General features: G+C 40.5%; 2 protein-coding genes. Both read right to left on the bottom strand.

The features are described from left to right. On the bottom strand, positions 1-256 hold a 256-nt coding region (locus tag F6K49_RS38985; RefSeq protein ID WP_293105885.1), incomplete at its 3' end, for a hypothetical protein. Positions 257-668: 412 nt separating this feature from the next. Then, positions 669-2,729 carry a response regulator gene (locus F6K49_RS38980; protein WP_293105883.1) on the bottom strand — a complete coding sequence of 687 codons (2,061 nt, stop codon included), beginning with the start codon at positions 2,727-2,729 and terminating at the stop codon, positions 669-671. Between the last annotated feature and the right edge of the window lie 207 nt (positions 2,730-2,936).

Raw genomic sequence — 2,936 nt, 5'->3', positions numbered from 1 at the left:
TTAACATTGCCCGTAACTCATTTTGATTGGCTAGGAATCTCAAGTCTGATTCAATGACATGGAAATCACTAGCTGCTCCTTGAGCTGCCATCTCAACATTACGAATTTCATTAAGGTTGACTTCGGTTGTGTCAACCTTAACCTCGGTGCGATGCATGAGCACTAGAAAACTTCCTATCCCTATCGTTAAAGGTATAAAAATAGCTAAAAAGTAGTTTAATTCGGCTATAGGGCTAATTTTTTTGATAGTTTTCATTGCTCCGATTAACTAGTTGAGTTTTTGCTAGTTTTTAAAAAGTATTCTGTTCACTGTTACCCTTTAATTGTTCCCTTTAATTACAAAAAAACTGTAGTATTATTTTTTTTGTAAAAAAAATAGTCACTACTTCTGCTGCCGCAACTATATATATTGTGTATAATTTAGTTATGAATCAATCCTATAGCAAAGGGAACAGGAAGCAGGGAGTAGGGACCATGGACCATGGACTAGGAACTAGGGAACAAAAATTATCAAAATTATTACACAGATTGCTATACACAATATAGAGTTTTATGCCTGGTTTTATGGTTTTTTAATTAACAAAATAATTAATGATTTTATAGCTGGTTTTAGCCTAATGAGTTATACAGGATTTTTTCCCTATTCCCTACTCCCTTTGCAATAATAATTATTGCTCCCGATATTGCTGAATAAACTGTCGGATTTTCTTGAGTTTAAAGTCTTCGGCTAATTGACGGAGATGTTGGCTAAATGGGATTAACTTATCATCAGATTTTTCGAGAATTTCAACTTGTTTTAAAATCTCGCTAATTAAGCCAGTCTTAGCCAGATCGTACAGCTGGTCTAGTGATTCTTTTGAGGGCGGCACTATCGAGTTTTCAGTTTTGAGGGGGGATGGTGCCTTGGTGCTTAGGTTTTTATCTTTATCTTCTTCTCCTTCATAAAGCCATTCTAGTTTCAGATATTTCCGCAACTTCTCTAATAGCTTTTTTGACTCTACTGGCTTGGGCAGAAAATCATCGGCTCCCGCCTCAATACTGTGATGCTGGTGATCATCAAACACACTGGCGGAACAAGCGATCAGTGGCACTGATGAGAATTGGGAGGATTCTCGCAACCGTCGGCTCATCTCAAAACCATCCATCTGTGGCATCAACAAGTCCGTAATAATCAGATCCGGTTGGAACTGTTTAGCTTTCTGCAAACCTTCTTTACCATTGGTTGCTTCTTCGAGTTCAAAGCCAAGGGGAGCGAGCAGATTCACCAGTACCCAGCGATTTTCTTGTTTATCATCCACTACCAGAATTTTGCGCTCAATGCCAAGGAAACCAATAATTGTCTGATCAGGAACAATCACATCAGTTACTTCTGTGGCTTCTGGCAACTCCAAATCGAACCAAAATACACTACCAACACCCAGCTGGCTTTGCACTTCCAACGTAGACTCCATCATCTCAAGCAGTTTCTGAGTAATCGCTAATCCTAATCCGGTGCCTTCGGCTCGACTTAAGGGATTCCCCACCTGCTCGAAGGGCAACACTATGCGTTCGATGTGTTCCGGACTCATACCAATACCGGTGTCTTCAATTTCAAACCGAATTGTTCTGATCAGTCCATGGTGGTTTGGCTTTTTGTCTTCCTTTGTTGTTAAGGGCTTTGACTCCAGTACATTTACCTTGAAAGTCACTGCTCCAGTGTCAGTAAATTTAATCCCATTACCCAGTAAGTTGATTAGTACTTGTCGCAGGCGTTTTTCATCGGCATAAATGTGATTGGGGAGTTGAGCAAAGGGTTGGTAACTAAAGGAAATTTCCTTCTGATCAGCGCGGATACGGCAGATGTCAACTAGGTTTTCTAGAAAGGAGGGAAAATGAAAATTCCTTGGGTACAGTTCCATTTTCTTGGCCTCGATTTTAGAAATGTCTAAAATATCGTTAATCAAGGTCAATAGGTGGTTGCCACATTGGTGGATGACACGGATGCCCTTGAGTTCCTCAGCACTGATGATTTTAGAGCGTTGGAGGATTTGGGTATAACCGAGGATGCCATTGAGGGGAGTGCGCAGTTCATGACTCATATTGGCCAGGAACTCACTTTTAGCACGGTTGGCAATTTCAGCGGTTTCTTTAGCTACTTGTAATTCTTCGCTCAGGAGCTGTTGACGTTGAATTTCTACATCTTGAGCTGCTAACAGTGTTTTACTGGTATAGAAGGCTAATAGGGCTGCAGTTGAAATTGATAGGATCATGGTTATCAAAATGATTCGAGTCCGAAGCCTTTCAGAAGCCTCTAGCACAGCTTTGGCATGTGGTATTTCCTCCTCAACTTCCTCTATTATTTCCTCAAGATCATAGACGAAACTTCTGAGGTTGAGCCCTAAAGGACTCTTGCTTAAATCTAAAAACTTTTTTTGGGCTTTCTCGATGTGTTCTGGGGTCAAATTCGACGGATCAATTTGCCGCAATAGTGCCTCTATACGTTGGGTGTAGACTTGTATTAGGCTGTCATAATTTTTGATAAGGTTATTTAAAAGTTCAACTTCCTCTGGTAGCTCATATACCTCTGAATTTTTGTAAGACTCTTTTAATGCCAACCAGTTTTGCTGGGCTAATCGGGAATGCTTTTTAAAACGAGAATACTCTTCATGAAAAAGCTCTGGTTGCTGGAACATAACAGCGAAGTATTGATGGTGTATTTGTATTTCCAGCAGGTAACGTTGCAAGTCCATGAGAAGCTCACTTTCTTCTAAGGTATCTTCTCTTAAGTTCTGAGCATAGTTTTGGTACCCATTGCCAATCAGGAGTCCAACGGTTGTTCCCAGGACAGCAATCCCAAGGGCAATACCATACCCATAGGCAATCTTTTGACTGATACTAAGGCGATTTAGCTGCTTTCTGAACCAGGTAAGGGAACCTGTTTAGTAATCATGATGAAG

The organism is Moorena sp. SIO3I6 (assembly GCF_010672095.1).
The sequence above is the reverse complement of the archived record's forward strand: the minus strand, read 5'-3'. Positions and strand labels throughout refer to the sequence as shown.